Annotated in this window: 20 protein-coding genes; 10 read left to right on the forward strand and 10 right to left on the reverse strand. The window is 36.3% G+C overall.

The features are described from left to right. Positions 1-45: 45 nt before the first annotated feature. Positions 46-327, reverse strand: a complete 282-nt coding sequence (locus tag LMB57_RS02250; protein WP_003669201.1) for a BMC domain-containing protein — start codon at positions 325-327, stop codon at positions 46-48. A gap of 252 nt (positions 328-579) precedes the next feature. Here LMB57_RS02250 and LMB57_RS02255 point away from each other — a divergent pair, with 252 nt between their 5' ends. Beyond that, entirely contained in the window at positions 580-1,659 is a 1,080-nt protein-coding gene (locus LMB57_RS02255) for a helix-turn-helix domain-containing protein (protein WP_229271448.1), read from the forward strand. A gap of 135 nt (positions 1,660-1,794) precedes the next feature. On the opposite strand, the gene eutJ is transcribed toward LMB57_RS02255, so the two are convergent. The 3 genes from eutJ to LMB57_RS02270 all read right to left on the reverse strand — a co-directional run bounded on the left by eutJ (position 1,795) and on the right by LMB57_RS02270 (position 4,535). After that, entirely contained in the window at positions 1,795-2,628 is an 834-nt protein-coding gene (gene eutJ, locus LMB57_RS02260) for an ethanolamine utilization protein EutJ (RefSeq protein WP_229271449.1), read from the reverse strand. Between the two features lie 84 nt (positions 2,629-2,712). Continuing rightward, a complete protein-coding gene (locus LMB57_RS02265; protein ID WP_229271450.1) occupies positions 2,713-3,420 on the reverse strand; it encodes an MIP/aquaporin family protein in 708 nt (235 codons plus the stop codon). Positions 3,421-3,590: 170 nt separating this feature from the next. Then, positions 3,591-4,535, reverse strand: a complete 945-nt coding sequence (locus LMB57_RS02270; RefSeq protein WP_324255220.1) for a hypothetical protein — start codon at positions 4,533-4,535, stop codon at positions 3,591-3,593. A gap of 60 nt (positions 4,536-4,595) precedes the next feature. On the opposite strand from LMB57_RS02270, the gene LMB57_RS02275 reads away from it, so the two are divergent. After that, positions 4,596-5,441 carry a sugar phosphate isomerase/epimerase family protein gene (locus LMB57_RS02275; RefSeq protein WP_229271452.1) on the forward strand — a complete coding sequence of 282 codons (846 nt, stop codon included), beginning with the start codon at positions 4,596-4,598 and terminating at the stop codon, positions 5,439-5,441. Next, positions 5,438-6,550 carry an AI-2E family transporter gene (locus LMB57_RS02280; RefSeq protein ID WP_229271453.1) on the forward strand — a complete coding sequence of 371 codons (1,113 nt, stop codon included), beginning with the start codon at positions 5,438-5,440 and terminating at the stop codon, positions 6,548-6,550. Before LMB57_RS02275 ends, LMB57_RS02280 begins: the two co-directional genes overlap by 4 nt. A gap of 35 nt (positions 6,551-6,585) precedes the next feature. On the opposite strand, the gene LMB57_RS02285 is transcribed toward LMB57_RS02280, so the two are convergent. From LMB57_RS02285 to LMB57_RS02305, 5 genes are all read right to left on the reverse strand, one after another. Beyond that, on the reverse strand, positions 6,586-7,311 hold the full coding sequence (locus tag LMB57_RS02285; protein ID WP_229271454.1) for a B3/B4 domain-containing protein: 726 nt from the start codon (positions 7,309-7,311) through the stop codon (positions 6,586-6,588). A gap of 23 nt (positions 7,312-7,334) precedes the next feature. Continuing rightward, positions 7,335-7,787 carry a MarR family winged helix-turn-helix transcriptional regulator gene (locus tag LMB57_RS02290; protein ID WP_229271455.1) on the reverse strand — a complete coding sequence of 151 codons (453 nt, stop codon included), beginning with the start codon at positions 7,785-7,787 and terminating at the stop codon, positions 7,335-7,337. Positions 7,788-7,854: 67 nt separating this feature from the next. Continuing rightward, positions 7,855-8,436, reverse strand: coding sequence for a DUF1836 domain-containing protein (locus tag LMB57_RS02295; protein ID WP_229271456.1), 582 nt, complete (start codon positions 8,434-8,436; stop codon positions 7,855-7,857). Beyond that, positions 8,399-8,923: an NAD(P)H-binding protein gene (locus tag LMB57_RS02300; RefSeq protein ID WP_229271457.1), complete on the reverse strand. Its 525-nt coding sequence runs from the start codon at positions 8,921-8,923 to the stop codon at positions 8,399-8,401. The genes LMB57_RS02295 and LMB57_RS02300 overlap by 38 nt, the downstream gene beginning before the upstream one ends. 17 nt (positions 8,924-8,940) lie before the next feature. Further along, positions 8,941-9,804, reverse strand: coding sequence for a P-loop NTPase family protein (locus LMB57_RS02305; RefSeq protein ID WP_229271458.1), 864 nt, complete (start codon positions 9,802-9,804; stop codon positions 8,941-8,943). A 160-nt stretch (positions 9,805-9,964) separates the two neighbouring features. Between LMB57_RS02305 and LMB57_RS02310 the strand changes: the two genes are divergently transcribed. Both LMB57_RS02310 and nrdI read left to right on the forward strand, forming a co-directional pair. Continuing rightward, on the forward strand, positions 9,965-11,308 hold the full coding sequence (locus LMB57_RS02310; RefSeq protein ID WP_229271459.1) for a hemolysin family protein: 1,344 nt from the start codon (positions 9,965-9,967) through the stop codon (positions 11,306-11,308). A gap of 111 nt (positions 11,309-11,419) precedes the next feature. Continuing rightward, positions 11,420-11,887: a class Ib ribonucleoside-diphosphate reductase assembly flavoprotein NrdI gene (gene nrdI, locus LMB57_RS02315; RefSeq protein ID WP_229271460.1), complete on the forward strand. Its 468-nt coding sequence runs from the start codon at positions 11,420-11,422 to the stop codon at positions 11,885-11,887. Positions 11,888-11,935: 48 nt separating this feature from the next. On the opposite strand, the gene LMB57_RS02320 is transcribed toward nrdI, so the two are convergent. Further along, positions 11,936-12,361, reverse strand: coding sequence for a VOC family protein (locus tag LMB57_RS02320; protein ID WP_229271461.1), 426 nt, complete (start codon positions 12,359-12,361; stop codon positions 11,936-11,938). A 166-nt stretch (positions 12,362-12,527) separates the two neighbouring features. Between LMB57_RS02320 and LMB57_RS02325 the strand changes: the two genes are divergently transcribed. The 5 genes from LMB57_RS02325 to LMB57_RS02345 all read left to right on the forward strand — a co-directional run bounded on the left by LMB57_RS02325 (position 12,528) and on the right by LMB57_RS02345 (position 19,509). After that, positions 12,528-13,706, forward strand: a complete 1,179-nt coding sequence (locus LMB57_RS02325; protein ID WP_229271462.1) for a CynX/NimT family MFS transporter — start codon at positions 12,528-12,530, stop codon at positions 13,704-13,706. A gap of 290 nt (positions 13,707-13,996) precedes the next feature. Next, positions 13,997-15,478 (forward strand): glucose-6-phosphate dehydrogenase, encoded by a 1,482-nt coding sequence (gene zwf, locus LMB57_RS02330; RefSeq protein WP_229271463.1) that lies wholly within the window; start codon positions 13,997-13,999, stop codon positions 15,476-15,478. 143 nt (positions 15,479-15,621) lie between these two features. Beyond that, positions 15,622-17,058 (forward strand): NADP-dependent phosphogluconate dehydrogenase, encoded by a 1,437-nt coding sequence (gene gndA / locus LMB57_RS02335; protein WP_229271464.1) that lies wholly within the window; start codon positions 15,622-15,624, stop codon positions 17,056-17,058. A 109-nt stretch (positions 17,059-17,167) separates the two neighbouring features. Beyond that, on the forward strand, positions 17,168-17,434 hold the full coding sequence (locus LMB57_RS02340) for a hypothetical protein (protein WP_229271465.1): 267 nt from the start codon (positions 17,168-17,170) through the stop codon (positions 17,432-17,434). Between the two features lie 122 nt (positions 17,435-17,556). After that, the gene (locus tag LMB57_RS02345) at positions 17,557-19,509 is read left to right on the forward strand and encodes a sugar MFS transporter (RefSeq protein ID WP_229271466.1); all 1,953 of its coding nucleotides are present in this window, start codon (positions 17,557-17,559) and stop codon (positions 19,507-19,509) included. Positions 19,510-19,521: the final 12 nt, after the last annotated feature.

Here is a 19,521-nt window from a genome sequence, read left to right on the forward strand (position 1 = left end):
TTCCTGTACCTAGCCGTCTGTATAAGGGCTTTAATTTTTTATAAATTATTCTCCATGATGTGGTAAGAGCTTATCAACTTCAGACTGAGGACGAGGAATTACGTAACTTGAAACAACTTCTCCAATGTTTTCGGCAGCTTGTACTCCGGCGTCAACAGAAGCCTTAACAGCTCCAACATCTCCACGAACCATTACTGTTACTAATCCATGACCGATCTTTTCTTGACCAATTAATTTAACATTAGCAGCTTTTACCATTGCGTCAGCAGCTTCAATTGAAGCTACGAGTCCTTCGGTTTCAATTAAACCAAGTGCTTCTTGTCCCATAAGAATGCCTCCTAAGTATAAAAACAAATAGCGATAATAAGAAATCGCTTACAATTCGGTACATGTTAATTTTATAACATGGGATTTATGATATATTATCTTAAAAAATGTATGATACTTAAAAAGAACAATAATTTATTATTATGTATCACAAAATTTACAGGAAAGCGTTTTTATGTGTAAATGTATGCTAATATATAGAGGTAAATAGCAACAATCCTTCAAAAATGGTAAAAAGCAGGCGAAATTAAAATGTACGAATATTCTTCAAAATTCTTAAATGACATTCAAAAAGTAACAAAAACATTTCAAGAAATAACTAATAATAATATAATTTTCACAAGCATTACCGGAGCAATTGTTGATTGTAATACCCTTCTTTTTGATCCAAATATTTCACTTGAACATTTACGAAAACTTGATTTTAAAAATTACTTTGTTTTCCCATTAGTTATAAGCTCATCTTTAAGTGGTTTTTTCGTTCTTGATGAATCACACATAGAATCAGACGTTATTGATTTATGTAGCAAATATATTGAAATTTCTTGCAAAAAGTTTATTGACAGTTCTAATGACCGTATAACTGTTCTTGCTCCATTTGAGGCTCCTAAGCTAAGTTCACTAATCAAAGTTCTTAATGGGATACTGAATATTTCTGAAGACGGTTCAATAGCTAACGTCGCTAATTCTCCTATTCTCAACAACAGAAATGATGGTGCTCTAAGTGATATTGAGAAAAATATAACCATGGCGCTTAAATATATTAATTCTAATTTAGAAAAATCACTTACTTTAGAAAATGTTTCTCAGAGGATTTATCTTTCACCATCATACTTAAGTCGAATCTTTAAAAATTACTTTAATGACAATTTCATTAACTATATAAATCTACAAAAGATTGCACTTGCTCAAGAAAAATTAATTTTTTCAAATACACCGATTAATAAATTGGCTCATCAAGTTGGTTTCTCACAGACAAGTTACTTTACTAAAATTTTCAAGCAAAAAGTAGGAATGACACCATCAAAGTATCGAAAATATAATTCTGCAATAAAGAAAATCTATACTATTCCAAGAGATTTACAATGGCGCTCAAATAAATCCGTTTACGAAATTTCAAAAGATTTTTTCAGTAAAAATGATATTTCCTTTAAGGCCCGTGATTTAAATGGATATCCATATATTTATTCAATAAATGATCTGAATGATATTAGTAATAAAGCAGGCTGGGTTTACACAGTAGATTGTTCTCAACCTATTATTCCAGCTAGTGAAATTAATGTATTTGATCGTTCAGTAATTCAATGGATTTATACTGAAAAAATTATTTAAAATTAAAAGAGTAGGCCTAAACTCGTTTGCGAGTTTTTAGGCCTACTCCTGCGAGGATATAAACATCTACTGCGATTTGGCAGTTTACACTTAAAACTGTAAAGAGGTTGAGGTATGCCCAGCCTCTTATTTATTTTAATTATCAAACATTGCAATTCCTAATGGCGTTACAAATTGAGGATAAAGTGGTTTATAAACTTTACGTTTTAAATCTTTACTAAAAGTTTTTGTGAATTCAGTAAAATTAGTTGCACCTCCTACAACTATAACTGGATCAATAATTTCGGCTCCCATATTCTGAACAATTGCTGCCATCTTTTCAACCACAGGTTTAACAACAGCATATACTTCGGATTCTTTCTCCTTATTACGCTTTAATTTTTCTGCTTCATCATTTTTTATTTTATATCTTCCTCCAAGAACAAGCGTCATATGAAATCCGCCCGTTGCCTCATCAATAACGTGAATAAGTTTATTGTCTTTAAAAATGCTGATCCCAGTTGTTCCTCCTCCAATATCTACGACTGTACCATTAGACAATCTTAAGAATTTTGCAGCGGCTGTCGGTTCATCTTCAACACCTGTACAAAGCAGACCTGTCTCTTCGATAACATTGGCAACCACTTTGGCACTCCTCTCTCCTGTCTTCGGTGGGATAGCACCACATGCCGTTTTAAGTTCACGTCCTAATACTTTTTCAGCCTTTTCTTTTAAGCGTCTTAAAATATTAACTGATTCTATGAAATTAACTACAATACCATCCTGAACTGCATGATCATATTCATATGCTCCGTATACAATCTTATCTTTAGAATCTAGCACTGTTAAGACAATTGAAGAAGTCCCTAAATCCACGCCGACCTTTAGCTTTTCATCACTCGTAACTTCACGTAAGGGTTTATCTCCATTAACAATCTCGGCAAACTTTGTTAATTGTTCATTACTACTTTTAAAAAATTCTTTTCTCATCAATTTTCTCCTACAAGGTATTTCATATTTTATTTAAACTAAATAAAGAGGCTATATTAATTAGCCTCCCTTTTTCTGGATTTACTAAACTAGCGCCGTTTGTAAAGCACACGCAAGAAGGCCTCCAACAATTGGGCCACACATTGGAACCCATGCGTACCACCATTCTGAAGCTCCCTTATTAGGAATTGGCAAAATGGTATACGCTAACCGTGGTGACCAATCACGGGCTGGATTCAAGGCAAAGCCAGTTGTTGTTCCAAGACATGTACCAACAACTGCAATAACCATTCCTACAATAAATGGCTTTAATCCTTGAGTAAAGTTACCAAGATTTAAGAGCACGAAAATAAATGCAAAGGTCGCAATCACTTCTGAGAGAAAGCTAAAAATTGGGCTATTTATTGCTGGACGAGTGGCAAAAATACCAACATTATTTCCTTCTTCTTCATTTGGAGTCGCTTTAAATTGTGGATAAAATTGAATAATTACTAATACTGCACCAACAAATGCACCTAAAAATTGGCCTAATAGGTAAGGGATAACATTACTCCATGGGAATAATCCAAATACTGCAAAGGGAATTGTCACAGCAGGATTCAAGTGTCCTAGTGAACCAAGAAATCCAGCTACATAAACTCCCATTGTAACTGCTAGCCCCCATGAAATACAGATAAACCACCAGCCGCTCTGTTTCCCATAAGTTTTATTTAAACTATTACCAGCACAACATCCTGCTCCTAATAGGATCAAAACCATGGTGCCAAAAAATTCGCCAATAAATCCATGCATGTTTAAACACCAACCTTTTTATATCATTCCCGAATTGTATGCGCTTTCTACATATAATAATGCTAACACACTAATTATGTATTTTATTGTCTTTATTGTGTTAACTGTTCAACAACGGCAATATTTTACAAGTTAATACGCAAAAAAATCATGTTCCTGACTAGAAATTATTAGTTTTTCTTCAAAATGAAACCTAATATCAAGAAAACAATCACCAGAAAAATCCCGCAGTAAATATATCTTTGTGGATGTCCTTTTACATGCCCGTATCGATAGTCATTATTGTAACGTTGCATCGCTCCTATTATTAATCCACTAATTCCATTTATCACTGGACTAAGAGCAAAGTAAGCTGCCACTATGCTTATTTCAGTATTACTAAAGTTAAAAATAATAAAAAGTACTCCACTCACCACTGTTGAAATTATTGTTGCAAGGTTAATTCCAACTAACAGTTCATAGATAATACTGTTATTAGCATGAACCTTAATAAGTATCCTAGGGATCTCTTGCCAACTTCTCGCAATAAAGAAAAGAAGTAAAATGCAATCACCAATAATGAACGGTAAAGTCCAACCATTATGTACTTCCAAACTTGGTGAAATTACAATCCCGGCAGTGTACAAAACTACTATCGGCCAATACATCGAAGCAAGTCTTCGGCGTGATCGAGAACGTTCTAGGAGCGCAAAAAATTGTCCCAAAAGAGCTTGTAAGAAATTTAAAACGATAAATATCATGACCCAAATATTTAAGTAGCTAGGAATTAGAACTACTTTGGGCTGTCCCCAGGCTAAGACAATCGAAATAATTAAAATAATAGCTAATAACAAAGCCCTTGGTGCATAAGTGGAAAGATTTCGATATTTTTCTGTTCGTTGATAAACTAATATTAAATTATAAATGTTTATCACTAAAATGACAGCTGAAATTAGTAAAACAGAGTCTTGCAACTGATTGGGGGATGGTGGTTGCCCACCTAATATAATATACGCTGACATTGTACAAAGCCATCCCACTGTCCACATCAATGGAATAGTTGGTGTCAAGATTAATGGCTGACGCAACAACCATTGTTCCATGTGAAACACCTCCTCAATATGGTATCTTACCATAAGAAATTGTTCAAAATCTGGTAAGATAAAATAGTAGTTAGTTTTTAGGAGGTAAGGTATATGTTTTTACCACAATTAGGATTAAAGGGAAGCAGTCAGCTAAAACAAATCAATGATCGCTTACAGTACAATCCTACTACTTATGAATTTTATACTGATACTCATGACTTTACTGATGAAGGTTATCGTCGCCTCTATGATACAATTCAATACGTTAAAGCTGCTGGTATTAAAAATGTGATTCTGCATCATCCAATGCAATTTCAGAATCATCATTCAGAAGTAGTTGCCCCCGAAAAGCAATATCCCGACTTATATCGTTTCATCGAGTTTACAACTGAAAAGCTACTTTATTTAGCCGATGACCTTAATGTTCAAGTTTTGATTCATGGTGGTTATGCCGGTCCTGAATCACGTTACTTTGTTTCTCTTTATCCTAGTGTAGAAGATGCCCGAGATGCTGTCTATCAGCGATTGGATCGTTTTGCAGACGCTGGTGGAGATCAGATCATGTTTGAAAACTCAATTGCGCCAGTTTTTGCTTATGGCGATCCCTTTCAAGAAGAAGAAATTCTTGCACATAATTATCGACTTGCCTTTGATACCTCCCATTGTTTTATTGAGCTTCATGGGAATAACCAGAAATTAGCAGCATCCCTAGAACACTTAAAAGATCGTACCGTTCACTATCACCTAGTTGATTCAATGGGCAAAACTCATGATAGCCTTACTCTCGGCACCGGTAAAATTGACTGGGCTAATGTTTTGCCTCACTTAAACCCAGTTGCTACTAGTATTTATGAAATTAACTTACATGATCAAAATAATTGTCGTGAACAAATCGACAGTCATAACTATTTACTTAAACTTTATCAAAAGCTTAATAATAGAGGAGAGTTATCGTGAAGCAATATATCAATCGCCGTCATCTTTCTTTAGTATTAGCCCTATTTGTCCTCTACTTAGCAATCACCTATTGGAAAATTGTCGCTAAATTTATCCAAACAATTTTTTCTGCAACCGTGCCGCTTTTAATAGGAGCAATCCTTGCCTATATTGTTAACTTACTATTAAAACAATATGAACACCTCTACCTATCTTTGTTCAAGAAACCAAGTGCGCAAAAATTCAAGCGGCCAGTTGGGATAGTGATGTCTTACTTAACAATCATCCTAATAATCGCCGTCGTTTTTGCCCTGGTAATTCCTGAACTTATTACGTGTGTAAAACTGCTTATTGCAAATCACAGTCACATTATTAACCATTTTATCGATTACTTTGAACATAGCAGTGATTTTAAAGGCTTCATCAATAGCTTTGATGCTAGTAAAATTCAATGGGATAAAATTGGTAAATATCTTACGTCTGGCGTTGGTGGGACTTTCCGTACGGTTATTTCAACAGCCTCATCTGTATTTTCGGCTGCCACAACTGCAATTATTGCGTTTTTCTTTTCAATCTACCTCTTGATTTATAAAGAAATGTTGCAACGCCAGTTTACTAAATTACTTTCAACATACTTTAGCCGATACCAGTCACAAATAATTAGAGTTCTGAAAGTTTTTGATGAAAGTTACAGCAACTATATTATTGGGCAATGTAAAGATGCTGCTATTCTTGGAATCTCGTGTTTTATCGGAATGACGATCTTACGAATGCCTTATGCCTCCATGATCGGAGTTGTAACTGCATTTGGTGCTTTAATTCCAATCATTGGGGCAATCCTTGGAGCGAGTGTCGGAGTAGTTATCATTTTCGCCGTTTCTCCACTTCAAGCCGGTATTTTCTTGATCTTTATTATTCTCCTTCAACAGTTAGATAACCGTATTACCTATCCACTAGTTGTTGGAAGATCAATTGGTCTCCCAAGTGTATGGGTATTTGCTGCAGTTATTATTGGTGGAGGAATTTCCGGAATTCTTGGAATGATGTTCACTGTTCCCTTATTTGCAGCCCTTTATAAATTATTAAGTGCTGATGCAAGAAACAGAATAACAATTCAAAAAAATGAGTGAAAAGCCGTAGCATTTTTCACTCATTTTTTCATTTTTTATAAATTATCTGGAACCTCTGCAACAGGCTGATCCTTAGTTAGTCGATAAACTTGCGAAGCATTTACACCAAAGTACTGGTTAATTAACTTGCTCAATTCTTCCATCGCTTCATTAGCGCGTTCAATTTGTTCTGGATTAATTGCTTCCATAACTGCAACTACATTTTGAGAATCTTCTGTCAACATTGTTCGTTGAGCTTCACGCCAGTTTAGACAACGACAAACAGCACCTTCATCATCATAATAAATAACTTCGCCCTCTAAAGCAGGTTCATCTTCTTCAGCACCGACTGGCCGAAATGCTTCGCCACCTTTTGCAACACCCAAATGAAGGTCGCCAGCAATCTTATTTCGGTCTTCGATACCTACTGGAACACCGTAGCTCAAGGAAATACTATTGTAGACATCAACAAGAGGTTCAATTGGTTCAAATTTCCGTCCTTGATTGGCACGCTTCAATAAGGCCTCAATTGATGAGCGCGCACCTTTCTTTTTCTTAAATTGTTGAAATGCTTGGCGCCATTGATCAACAACTGGATTCAAACGAAAAGTCTCATTGGTTAGAAACTTATCAGCCTCATGAGTAGCATTTGCTAATAGCTTCTTTCGTTCATCATAGTTGTCATCAGCATTATGGTTATCAATGCCATTTGCAAACAAGATGTTTACCTGTGCGTCTGGAAAAAGTTCCCAAAAACTTGAATCAATCGTCACTTGCTTCATAAAAATAATCTCCTCTTTATAAATTAATATTGACGTTTGCCTCCGTGCTTGACGGTATCCCAATCACCATCAATATTTTGACGGATACGAACTAGATAATCATGAACCTGCTGAGCCTCTTTTTTCGAGAAACCTTTCAATGCCTCACTATTTGAAAATTGGTTTTCACGAATAATAAAAGGATAAATCTCTTTTCCTTTTTGAGTAACATAAAGTCGTTTAATTTTCTTATTCGTTGGATCACTTTTTCTTTCAATAAAGCCATTTTTTTCAAGCTTTTTTACAGCACGGGCAATCGTTGTTCGGTCTACTTTTATCAAGTTTGATAATTGTTCTGAAATAATTCCTGGATGCTCATAAATACGAACAACATACAGGTATTGGCCACGTGCTAAATCGATTTTCTTGAACTCAATATTGGCAATCGAATCGAGCGCTCGATCAATCATCCCTATTTCACGTAAAATATCAATCATTGATAAAAATTCTCCTTAACTACAATATTAAATTCATTTTGTTGTAATTGCAACAAAATAATTGAAACTAATTATTTTCCAATGGAGCCGGCTGAGCAACTTTTTGCATTGCCATTAATAATTGAGCAGCATCCATTCGTGATAAGACTGACTTCAATGCCAATGTCATTAAGCGATCATTCTGTGGATTAATAACGTTATTACTCGGAATTTCTTCTCCGGCTAAAAGTGCATTTAAAATTTCAACAAAGCGATCATAGGCAGCTTGCGGGTAAGAATTCATAGTAACCTGAGCAATTCCTGCACGAATATCATCTAGTGAAAAATTCGATTTTAATAATCCAATAAGCAAAAGATCTACTAACTGGTTAACGGCATATTTTTTCTTGATTGGCGCTTGAATAACTTTCTTTTTCACATAATTATTTACCATTGATTTTGTAAGTGGCTCGATTCCTAAATGATTTAATTGTTCATTTACAATTGCCACCACTTGGTCAACATACAAGCCTAGTGTAGGTAATTCTTTCCACCGTGGAAACCGCACCCGTGCTAAATTATTTTGCCATCGTTGATATTCTTCTAATTTATCCATATCACAACCTGCTTTCTTATGGTGCAATTCCAATCGATTGATTCTGAAAATCATCGGTAGTAACTGCTTGTTCAATTATCTGTGCTACTTGTCCTAATCCAATCTCTTTACCTTCTAAAGTATTACCTTCACTAACAACCTTAAGGGAGGTTTCTTCATTAGTAATTGGCAAAGCTCTAATAATAGTATAGGGCAACTCAAATTCATCAATCATTTTAATCGCATATTGATGAGCAAGGACGGCCTGAGTTGCCTGTTGTCCATACCATTCCTGTAGTTGCTGATTTGTCGCATCATCGGCTGTTCCTGCAATTGAAAGCATTACTATTTTTGATGGTAAAAACAGTGAATGATCAATCAATTTAGCTAACTCCTGCACTTCATCATCTACATACTCATTAACGGTCGGGAGCCAACACAATGTATCCCCACGTTGCATTTCAAATTTAAAACTAGTAAGAGCAACTGCTTCTGGAACCCTTTTGATAATAGTCGGTACTAAATCGTCATGCCGGTGACTTATAAAAACTATCCGCCCCATCGCAACCTCCAAATTTATTAGTAAGCCATCAATTCATCTTCAATCGTTGCATCTTCAATTCTAATATCAGTAATGGTACTTTGTTCTAGTAATGGCAATAATGTTTGGATATTTCCAGTGAAAAGGAAACGGGTCTCATTACTTGCTTCTTCCAACATATGTGCCCCTAGTTTTACTGCATTGTCGATTGGTAAACCAGTTCCCATTACTGTCACAGTACAATCTACCCCATCATTCATCGATAAATCGCGGGCAGATGTCAAATGACTCCCATTGAAGTAGTAAAGAATATGAGCAAATCGCATTAATGTCGAAATATTTTCACTTGTGAAAAGAACTAAGGCATCGACCTTTTGAGCATAGTCTTTAACTAGCTGACCAATCATTTGCCGTTTATCCTCTTCTAAGTTATCAAAGGCATCACTCAAAATTACGATTGGACATTGCCAAGTAAGAAGAAGTGCTATCCGTAGTTCTAGTTGTTGAGCCTCGTTTAATGCGGCAATCATTTGATTAGGTTCAAATTTTAATGATTTAAGCATTTGGAGTGCTTGTTCTGGTTTCAAAGCATTTTTACGATGACGTAAGGCGTGGTTAACAGCTTTCTCCACTGTTTTTCCTTTTAAAACCACATCATCAATACGGCCAATTTCATTTTTGCTTTGGCGCTTATACTTTTTGAATGGAACCCCATTAATTGTTACATCCCCATTTAAAATTTTGCCGCGGACAGATAATAAATCTTCTAATGCAGTTGCTGCGCCCGTATCGTTACTGCAAATTCCGACTACTTGTGGTGACTTTAGTTCTAATGAAACGTTGTCTAATTGATCTCCTGATTTAGCATCATAGACTAAATCAGTAATTGTAATTCTACTCACTATATAACCTCTTTTCTTAAGCTATCTACCTTTACTAATCTTATCATTTTTTAGGTAGTGAACGAAATAAACATGTTTTTCTTTTTAATATGCTTATAATTTATAACAGCTTATTTGAATGGTAAAATAATATATACATAAATTGTACTTATCAATCGAAATGAGGAATGTTATTTTGAACGAGGGCCAGCTATTCACTAATTTTATAATCATAATCATTACCTTTATCTTTGCGGCATTCTTTGTAGCAGCTGAGTTCGCCTTAGTGCAGGCACGGGTAACGGCCTTAGAAGAAATGCAAGCAAAGCGGGATAAGCCATCTGCGAAAATAAACCGTGCAATCAAAATGGTCACCAATTTAACGGAATATCTTTCTACCACTCAAGTAGGGGTTTCAATTTGCGGAATTATTCTCGGCTGGGTCGGCGAAGGAACAATTGAAGCGCTCTTAACCGATGCTCTTTCGCTACCAAGTTGGTCACTAAACAATAGTGTGATCCACGTTATAAGTGCCATTGTGGGAGTTCTTCTTCTAACATATTTTGAAGTGGTCTTAACCGAGATTGTACCAAAAAATATTAGTATTGATATCCCAATTAAGACCTTGATGTTTGTTACTACCCCATTGCACTATTTTCACATTACTTTCTATCCTTTTGTCTGGTTGCTTAATAGTTCTGCCAATGGAATTGTTAAAATGTTGGGTATGGAACCAGCTGATGAGAGTCAAGACGTCCTTTCCCAAAGTGAGATCATTAGCCTATCTCGAAACGCTGTTAAAGGCGGTGAACTTGAACACAACGACTTATTGTACATGGAACGAGCCTTTGACTTTAACGATAAGGTTGCTAAAGATATTATGATTGATCGTACTCAATTAACAGTTATTGATATAAATAAAACTGTAAATGACGCGATTAAACTATATCTTAAGACGAAATACAGCCGCTTGCCGGTAGTTGCTGATAATGATAAGGATAAGATTTTAGGTTATGTTTTTAACTATGACTTAATTCGGCAAAAACAAATTAACGGAGATGTATCTTTAGCCAAAGTTCTCCGCCATATGCCTACTACTCCTGAGACCACCCCAATTACCGAAGTCCTTAAGTTAATGATTAGTACTCGGGTGCCAATGGTAGTCGTTGTTGATGAGTATGGGGGCACTAGCGGAATCATTACTGATAAAGATATTTATGAAGAACTATTTGGAACGGTGAGAGACGAAATCGACAATGTTTCAGATAACATGATTTCTAAGATTGGGGAAAATCAATACCGGGTTGATGGAAAAACAACTATTTATGATTTTGAACGCTTCTTCCATGTTGAACTTAAAGATTCTGAAGCTAGCGATGTGGTTACTTTATCGGGATATGTGTTAGATAATTATCATAATATTCATGAAGGAGAAACGATCAAACTAGCCAATCTGGATTTAAAAATTCAGGATTATCACCATTCATATATTGATAGTTTTATTGTTACCACTTTATCAAAGTAAAACTTTACATTTTGGCAACAATAAGAAAATTATTCTTTTATTTAGCACTTAATTCTACTAAAATAATTTTGTAATATTAAAATAAATTTAAACTAGAAGGAAGAAATTCACATGGCACCAATGAATATTATTTATATCTCGCTTGAGGGAAATACCCGTTCCTTCTTAACGCGGATGCAGGGATATGCTAAACAACAGCACAGCATTAGCGAAGATCGCCCACTTATTGAACTAAAAGAAGTCAGCGATCAAACTCTTCCTGCCGATGAAACTGACGCTTTTTTTGCTTTCGTACCCACATATTTAAATGGTGGTAACGGGATTGATTCTGGTTTCACTGAAATTATGACAAATGCATTAGGTGAATATATTGCCTACAACGATAACGCCAAACAATGCATCGGCGTCGTAGGTAGTGGTAATAAAAATTTTAACGAACAATATTGTTTAACTGCTCGTAAATACGCGCGCGACTTTGATGCACCATTTCTAGCAGATTATGAATTACGCGGCACTTCACAAGATATTGAACGAATTTATACTATCTTAACTAAACGTTGGAGCGAAATTAACGCCTAACCTCTAAAACAAAAGCGACTTGGAAAATCCAAGTCGCTTTTGTTTTATTTAGCTTTGTTTATTAGCACTTATCAGCCATGTGATCCCATACTTATCTACAATCTGCCCCATTACATTATTTAGGACCCAATCTCCAAACGGTACCGTTACACGTTGATTTTCGGATTTTGCTAAACGATTAAACAAATCACGTGCTTTATCTTCATCTTCTTCAAAATCAAGTAAAATTGAAATTAGTGTAGAAGTTTGGGGATTACCCATCGTTGCATCTGCACAAATAATTTTTTGTCCAGCGATCATAAATTCACCTCGCATTGTTGTCTGGTTCAATTGATCAACTGGTAATCCAAGACTTTCCGCCTGCTCTTTTGTCAAAGCCTCGTGATATGTAATTTGAGCGCCAAAGTCTTGTTCATAATAAGCCATTGCTTCCTTCGCATTCTCAAATGTTAGGTATGGGTATATAGCCGTCATAGTGTTCCTCCAAAAATATTCATTGTTGATTATATATTTTGAATCTCTTTCCGTCAAACTAACCTCCAATTGGATTAGCCACTTCTAACCGGATATTAATCATAACGAAGGACCTATTATGATATAATTGTCTAGTCTATTATCAAGCTAATTTTAAAATGAAAGGATGAATTTTTTGGAAAAAATCAAAAAGCATAGTCCACTTCTAATTCTCGGATTATTCTTCCTTGGGGTTTGTATGCGGATGCCGATTACAGCAATACCATCTGTCATTAAAGATATTGCACAAACTTTTAATGTTGAAACTACCAGCTTAGGAATTTTAACAACTATTCCGCTGCTTTGTTTTGGATTACTATCATCAATAGTTTCAGCACTCGCTCAACGAATTGGTAATGAATTAACGATTGAGTTAGCAATGATTTTAATGTTTATTGGTTCCTATTTACGGATTTTAAATTTCTCATCGTTAATGATCGGAACAATATTAGTTGGGGCTGCAATTACTTGTATTAACGTCTTATTACCTGCAATTATTGCTGACAAACTTCCTAATCAAATTGGGAGTGTAACCGGGATGTATAATGTCGCAATGACTTTATTTGCTGCAATTGGCGCTTACGCAATCACTCCAATTACCCATGCTACTAGTTGGCAAACTGCTGTTATCATTATTAGTATTGTTGCTTTAATCGCTGCAATTATCTGGGTGCCAAACTTACGCTACAATCAACGTGCAACTAAAGAAAGCAATTCTACTGATCGAGGAACTAACATGTGGAAAAATGCAAATGCATGGTGGTTACTCTTATTCTTTGGGGGACAATGTTTCGTATTCTATAGTATTGTTGCCTGGTTACCTACAATTGCTATGGATGCCGGATTAAGCAGTGATAACGCAAGTTTAGTTGCTGGATTATTACAGCTATTGTCAATGCCATTTGCCTTTGCAATCCCTGTAATTGCCACTAAGATGAAGAATCGGCAACCAATAATGCTATTTGCGGGAACCATTTCTTTAATCGGAACCGGAATGATGTTCTTCCCAGTAAATTCGCTTGTTTACTATATATTCGTTGCCCTATTTCTTGGTGCCGGCACAACTACTACTTTCGTTCTGGCAATGACTTTGTTCGGCCTAAAGACCAAGAGTTCCACTGATACCCGAAACCTTTCTGGAATGGTCCAATCAGTAGGATACTTAATTTCTGCATTAGGTCCTATTGTTGTCGGAAACCTTTATTCACAGACACATAACTGGTTTGCAAGTTTAATCGTGATTGCGATTGCAGCTATCTTCTTTACAGTCTGTGGCGTAATAGCAGAACGAAAACAATTTGTTTAAGATACGTTTCAAAGCTGAGGAATTTCCCCAGCTTTTTTATTTAGTTTAACTTTTGTAAGTTCTAATTTTTATCAATTACAAATTTCTTTTAAAAGTTTTTTGATCTAGACCATTAATTGACAAGCGCTTGCCAATGACTAATCAACAAGCCATTTATCGTTAATGGTCCATTTCCGTTTTCTAAGACATCTTCTCAGAAAACGTTTCCTTTGATAGTGCAGATTATGCTTTAAGAGTATATAATTGTCACGGTATAAGAATTTTCTGAAATTTCAGAAGGAGTGAACATTTTGGCTACAGAAAATAAGGCTGTCATTACATTATTTGGTGCTACTGGTGACCTTGCAAAGCGTAAACTTTATACTGCTTTGTTCAAGTTATATCAAAAGGGTTACCTAGCTGACCATTTTGCATTACTAGGAACTTCTCGTCGTCCACTAACTGACGAAGAATTCCAACAAATCGTTCGTGAATCTATTAGCAACATTCCAGAAACCGAGGATGGCCAAGCAGAAGCATTCTCAAAACACTTTTTCTACAAGTCACATGATGTTACTAAGCCAGAACATTACGAAATCCTTAAGCAACGCCTTGCCGAATTAGATGAACAATTCGGCGCTGAAGGCAACCGTCTTTTCTATATGTCAATGGCACCACAATTCTTTGGTACTATTGCATTGAATTTGAAGAAGCAAGGATTATTAACTGACAACGGCTTTAACCGTCTTGTTATTGAAAAGCCATTTGGTCGTGATTTTGAATCTGCTAAGAAGCTTAACGATGAATTATCACAAACATTTAGTGAAAATCAAATTTTCCGGATTGACCACTACCTTGGTAAGGAAATGGTTCAAAACATTCAAGCATTACGTTTTGGTAACACAATGATTGAATCACTCTGGAATAACCGTTACATTGACAACATTCAAGTAACATTGAGCGAAAAGCTCGGGGTTGAAGAACGTGCTGGTTACTATGACCAATCTGGTGCATTACGAGATATGGTACAAAACCACATCATGCAAATTGTTGCACAGTTAGCAATGGAACAACCCGTTGCATTTACTGATGCTGATGTTCGAGTTGAAAAGATTAAGGCTCTTCGCAGTCTTCGCCTCTACACGCCATCAGAAGCAGCTGCTAACTTTGTCCGTGGACAATATGATGCTGGTGATGAAACTAACGCTTACCGTCATGAAGATGGTGTTGATCCAGAATCTGGTACTGAAACCTTTGTTGCTGCTAAGTTAATGTTTGATAACTATCGTTGGTCTGGTGTGCCATTCTACGTTCGAACTGGTAAGAAGTTGGCAGATAAGTTTACTCGTATCGATGTCGTCTTCAAGAAGCCATTAATCGATATCTTTGCTAACCCACGTTCTGAAAGTGACCAATCTCTTAACTCAAACGTATTAACTATTTTTGTTGAACCTAACTCAGGTTTTGCAATCCAATTAAATGCTAAGCGTGCAGGTCAAGGTTTCACAACAGAACCTGTTGATTTACGCTTCTTACAAAGTGATTCTGATAAGAAGGAATCTCCAGAACCATATGAACGTCTTTTCCATGATGCACTTGAAGGCAACCACACAAACTTTGCCTCATGGGCTGAAATTGCCTATGCATGGAAGTTCGTCGACGTTATCCGTAAGCTTTGGGATATTGAAAAGCCTCAATTCCCTAACTATACTCCTGGTTCCATGGGTCCAGCAGCTTCTGACGAACTATTAGCTCGTGATGGACGTAAGTGGGTTTATCGTTTAAATCATTAGTTACTAAAAGTAATTTATAGCATTCTTGCTGTAAATTACTTTTTTATAATAAAAATTGATGTTTGGCGTTTGCACTATCTTTAATTTTTGTTATAATCGAGGTTGTGAATTATATTACATAAGTATTGAGGAGAGTGACTTTAATGTCTGATCAAAAAGCACAAATTGGTGTTGTTGGTTTAGCTGTTATGGGTAAGAACCTTGCACTAAACATCGAAAGTCGTGGCTTCACGGTTGGTGTATACAATCGTCACCGTAACCGTACTGACGAAATGATGCGTGACCACAGCGATAAGAAGTTAGTACCTAGCTACACTGTTAAGGAATTCGTAGACTCATTAGAAAAGCCTCGTCGAATTCTTATGATGGTTAAAGCAGGTAAGCCAACTGATGCTCTTATCGACGAATTATTGCCATTACTTGACAAGGGTGATGTTTTAATCGATGGTGGTAACACTAACTTCCACGATACTATGGCTCGTAACGCTAAGTTAGACAAGTCTGGTATTAACTTCATCGGAATGGGTGTTTCCGGTGGTGAATTAGGTGCCCTCCATGGTCCTTCCCTTATGCCAGGTGGTCAAAAAGAAGCTTATGACTTAGTTGCTCCAATCCTTACTAAGATTGCTGCTAAGGCTGAAGAAGATGGCAAGCCATGTGTTGCTTACATTGGACCAAATGGTGCTGGTCACTATGTTAAGATGGTTCACAACGGTATCGAATACGGTGATGAAGAATTAATCGACGAAAGTTACAACATCATGCGTAACGTATTAAAGATGCCTGTTGATGACATTGCTAAGACCTTTGCTGAATGGAACAAGGGTGAATTAAGCAGTTACCTTGTTGACATTACTGCTGATATCCTTACTCGTAAGGATGACCTTGGTGACGACAAGAACAAGCCTATTGTTGACATGATCCTTGACCGTGGTGCTAACAAGGGTACTGGTAAGTGGAGTTCAATGACTGCCCTTGATGGTGGTGCTCCTCAATCAGTTATTACAGAAGCTGTTTACGCTCGTTACATTTCAATGATGAAGGACGAACGTGTACAAGCAAGCAAGGAATTACCTGTTGAAACTGAAGCTATTTCAATTGACGACAAGAAGGAAATGATTGAAAAAGTACGTCAAGCTCTTTACTTCGGTAAGCTTATGAGTTACGCACAAGGTTTCGAACAAATGCGGATCGATTCCGAACGTTATGACTGGAACCTTAAGTATGGTGAATTAGCTCAAATCTGGCGTGCAGGATGCATTATTCGTGCACAATTCTTACAAAACATTACTGATGCCTTCACTAAGAACCCAGACTTGAAGAACTTACTTCTTGATGATTACTTCAAGGACATTGCTAAGAAGTACCAAAAGGCAACTCGTGACGTTGTTGCTCTTGCTGTTAAGGCTGGTATTCCTGTTCCTTCACTTAGTGCTGCTATTAGTTACTACGACTCATACCGTTCAGAAGTGCTTCCTGCTAACTTGCTTCAAGCTCAACGTGACTACTTCGGTGCTCACACTTACGAACGTACTGACCGTCCTGGTAACTTCCACTACAGCTGGTACGAAGAACAATAATCAAATAAATATTGATTTAACGACTGAGATCTATTCTCGGTCGTTTTTTATTTTAAATTTCTTAACAAGAAAATAAAAACGTGGTTTGATTAGAACAGAGGTGATTATGATGAATAAAACATTTATGAGCGGTTATTACCAAGGTGTTATTGAAACCGCCCCTGCTACTCTTTCGGCCGCTAAAACAGAACAGTTAGCAATTACAATGACGATTCTCCATTTACGCCATACTGGAATAAACATTACATCAATCCACGATTTTCTCGTCAGCGATCTTCATGCAAATGAACGCCTTGTAAATAAATATATTAATCTAAATGCTGATGAATTAGAAACTACTCAGGCTAAAGTTATGGCGCTCGCTTTCAATAAATAATTATTTTGATATTACTTCCTTTTTCGTAAAATTTTACTAAAATTGCATTGACTTTTTTCTTGAAAACGCTTACTATTGTTTGTGTAAGATATTATATGTTGTTGTAGAAAAGGGGAGTTAACATGGATATAAAAATTAATACTGCAAAAAGTAAACAGCATGTTGCCCGTTCCCGTTTTGCCTATTCAATGGGAGCCTTCGGGCATGATGTCTTTTATGCTTTACTTTCAACGTATTTCATTATGTATGTTACTGGACACTTATTCAATTCTAGTAACAAAGCATTCAACAATCACATGGTTCTATGGGTTACATCAATTATCGCTGTATTACGAATTATAGAGTTGTTAGTTGACCCACTAATTGGGAACGCAATTGATCGTACTAACACACGTTGGGGTAAATTTAAACCGTGGGTTGTCGGTGGTGGAATCATTTCAGCAATTATTTTAGCTATCTTATTCACACCAATGGGCGGTTTAAGTCTTTCTAATCCTTACCTGTACCTATTGATCTTTGCTATTTTATATATCATTATGGATATCTTTTATTCATTTAATGATGTTGCCTTTTGGTCAATGATTCCTGCGCTATCATTTGATTCACATGAACGTGATAAAATAGCTACTTTTGCGCGGGTTGGTTCTACTGTTGGAGGAAATATTGTTGGTTTTGTTATTATGCCAATGGTTTTATTCTTCTCAGCAAATCAAAATGGCGGTACCGGTGATGATCGTGGTTGGTTTATTTTTGCCGCAATTGCCGCCGCTGTTGCTGCTGTTACTGCTATTGGTGTCGGGCTTGGCACTCATGAAGAAAAGTCTCTGCTTCGTGAAAATAAAGAACAAACTAAACTAAAAGATGTTTATAAAATTCTTGTCAAAAATGACCAATTATTCGCTATCGCTCTCTCATACCTATTCTATACAACAGGAATCACATTAGTTAACAGTATGGAGCTTTACTACTTTACTTATATTTTAGGTAATTCAAAGGCTTTCTCTATTCTGGGTGGATTAAACACTGTTATTGGTGTTATTTCCGTTCTTACTTTCCCTCTCTTTACTGGTAAAATTAGTCGGCGTAAATTATTTTACGGGTCAGTTTCATTACTTTTCCTTGGCTTATTAATCTTTGCATTTGCTGGTAAATCACTCATTTTAGTTTTAGTTGGTGCAGAATTATTCTTCATTCCACAACCATTAGTATTTTTAGTTGTTTTAATGACTATTACTGATTCTGTTGAATATGGTCAACTAAAATTAGGACACCGTGACGAATCACTTACATTATCGGTTCGTCCACTGTTAGATAAGTTTGCTGGTGCTGTTTCTGGATGGATCATTGGACCAACTACTATTATTGCTGGAATGACTGCTGGTGCCACTGCAGCAACAGTTACTGCTACTGGTGCTGCGAAGTTTAAGCTAGTAATGTTCCTAGCTCCTGCTATCTTGATTCTCATTAGTGTATTTATCTTTGCAAAAAAGGTTAAACTTGATGAAAAGATGCATGCCAAGATCGTGGCTGAACTTGAAAAGACTTGGGGAAACCACCTTGAAGATGCTGACAGTAATAAATCACAAACAGCATCTGTTTCTACCCCACAACCTGGTGTTACTGATATCACATCACCAGTTACTGGTACACTTGTTAACTTAAAGGACGTTAACGATGAAAACTTTGCCTCTGGTAATATGGGTAAAGGATTCGCTATTAAACCATCTGATGGTAAAGTAATTGCTCCATTTAGTGGAACAGTACGAGCAACCTTCTCTACTCGCCACGCGATCGGACTCGAATCTGATAATGGTATTATGCTCCTGATTCACGTTGGTATTGATACGGTTAAACTTCGAGGTACTGGATTCATTAGTTACTTTGATAAAAATCAGCACTTTGACAAAGGTGACGAATTAATGGAATTCTGGGATCCCGCAATCAAGAAAGCCGGCCTTGATGATACTGTCATGGTAACAGTTACTAACAGTAAAGACTTTGATATTAAATTATTGAGAGATGCTGGTGAAAAGGTAACTACTACTGATATCGTTATGGAAGTTACTAAAAAGTAATTAAATATCTTC

Origin of the sequence: Limosilactobacillus secundus, from assembly GCF_020784695.1 — a bacterium.
GTDB classification, from domain to species: Bacteria; Bacillota; Bacilli; order Lactobacillales; family Lactobacillaceae; genus Limosilactobacillus; species Limosilactobacillus reuteri_F.

Coding starts and splice junctions, on each gene's coding strand:
- LMB57_RS02250 (WP_003669201.1), bottom strand. CDS start 327: ATGGGACAAGAAGCACTTGGTTTAATTGAAACCGAAGGACTCGTAGCT.
- LMB57_RS02255 (WP_229271448.1), top strand. CDS start 580: ATGTACGAATATTCTTCAAAATTCTTAAATGACATTCAAAAAGTAACA.
- eutJ (WP_229271449.1), bottom strand. CDS start 2,628: ATGAGAAAAGAATTTTTTAAAAGTAGTAATGAACAATTAACAAAGTTT.
- LMB57_RS02265 (WP_229271450.1), bottom strand. CDS start 3,420: ATGCATGGATTTATTGGCGAATTTTTTGGCACCATGGTTTTGATCCTA.
- LMB57_RS02270 (WP_324255220.1), bottom strand. CDS start 4,535: ATGGTAAGATACCATATTGAGGAGGTGTTTCACATGGAACAATGGTTG.
- LMB57_RS02275 (WP_229271452.1), top strand. CDS start 4,596: ATGTTTTTACCACAATTAGGATTAAAGGGAAGCAGTCAGCTAAAACAA.
- LMB57_RS02285 (WP_229271454.1), bottom strand. CDS start 7,311: ATGAAGCAAGTGACGATTGATTCAAGTTTTTGGGAACTTTTTCCAGAC.
- LMB57_RS02290 (WP_229271455.1), bottom strand. CDS start 7,787: ATGATTGATATTTTACGTGAAATAGGGATGATTGATCGAGCGCTCGAT.
- LMB57_RS02295 (WP_229271456.1), bottom strand. CDS start 8,436: ATGATTTTCAGAATCAATCGATTGGAATTGCACCATAAGAAAGCAGGT.
- LMB57_RS02300 (WP_229271457.1), bottom strand. CDS start 8,923: ATGGGGCGGATAGTTTTTATAAGTCACCGGCATGACGATTTAGTACCG.
- LMB57_RS02310 (WP_229271459.1), top strand. CDS start 9,965: ATGAGGAATGTTATTTTGAACGAGGGCCAGCTATTCACTAATTTTATA.
- nrdI (WP_229271460.1), top strand. CDS start 11,420: ATGGCACCAATGAATATTATTTATATCTCGCTTGAGGGAAATACCCGT.
- LMB57_RS02320 (WP_229271461.1), bottom strand. CDS start 12,361: ATGACGGCTATATACCCATACCTAACATTTGAGAATGCGAAGGAAGCA.
- LMB57_RS02325 (WP_229271462.1), top strand. CDS start 12,528: ATGAATTTTTTGGAAAAAATCAAAAAGCATAGTCCACTTCTAATTCTC.
- gndA (WP_229271464.1), top strand. CDS start 15,622: ATGTCTGATCAAAAAGCACAAATTGGTGTTGTTGGTTTAGCTGTTATG.
- LMB57_RS02340 (WP_229271465.1), top strand. CDS start 17,168: ATGAATAAAACATTTATGAGCGGTTATTACCAAGGTGTTATTGAAACC.
- LMB57_RS02345 (WP_229271466.1), top strand. CDS start 17,557: ATGGATATAAAAATTAATACTGCAAAAAGTAAACAGCATGTTGCCCGT.